General features: G+C 60.9%; 1 protein-coding gene. It reads left to right on the forward strand.

What is annotated here, in order from left to right; genetic code table 11:
* Nucleotides 1–412: 412 nt before the first annotated feature.
* Nucleotides 413–826, forward strand: a 414-nt coding sequence (locus ABEB28_RS42915; protein WP_345734058.1) for an MbeB family mobilization protein, incomplete at its 3' end; no start/stop codon positions are given.

Consider the following 826-nt stretch of genomic DNA (forward strand, 5'->3'; position numbering starts at 1 on the left):
CTGTGGGTTGAGCACCGGGACAAAGGGCGGCTGGAGCTGAACTTCCTGATCCCGAACACGGAGCTGCTGACCGGCAGACGTCTCCAGCCGTATTACGACCGCGCCGACCGTCCGCGCATTGATGCCTGGCAGACCATAGTGAACGGCAGACTGGGGCTGCACGACCCGAACGCGCCGGAAAACCGGCGGGCGCTGGTTACACCGTCCGCGCTGCCGGAAGCGAAGCAGGAAGCCGCCCAGGCGATTACGCGCGGCCTACTTTCCCTTGCCTCATCCGGGGAGCTGAAAACCCGTCAGGACGTCACTGAGGCGCTGGAAAGTGCGGGTTTTGAGGTGGTGCGCACCACGAAAAGCAGCATCAGCATTGCCGACCCTGACGGGGGGCGAAACATCCGACTGAAGGGAGCCATCTATGAACAGTCTTTTAACGCTGGCGAAGGACTTAGAGCAGAAATCGAAAGCGCAGCAGCAGACTACCGGCGAGATGCTGAAAGCCGCATTCAGCGAGCACGAGAAGTCTGTCAGAGCGGAACTGAGCGAAAGCGAGAAGAGAATCAGCGCCGCCATCCTCGACCACGACCGGAAGCTGTCCTCAGCCATGAGCCAACGCACGAAAGGGATGCTGCGTATGATCAGCCAGACGTGGCTGACCATAGTCCTGGTCTCCGCGCTACTGATCGCCTCGAGCGCGGGCATTCTGTGGTGGCAGGGGCAACAGATACTCGACAACTACACGACCATCCAGGAACAGAAGAGCACGCAGGCCATGCTTTCAGAGAAGAACAACGGCGTCCAGCTCACGACCTGCGGGGAGGAGAGACGCCGC

Source organism: Cryptosporangium minutisporangium, from assembly GCF_039536245.1.
Classification (GTDB): domain Bacteria; phylum Actinomycetota; class Actinomycetes; order Mycobacteriales; family Cryptosporangiaceae; genus Cryptosporangium; species Cryptosporangium minutisporangium.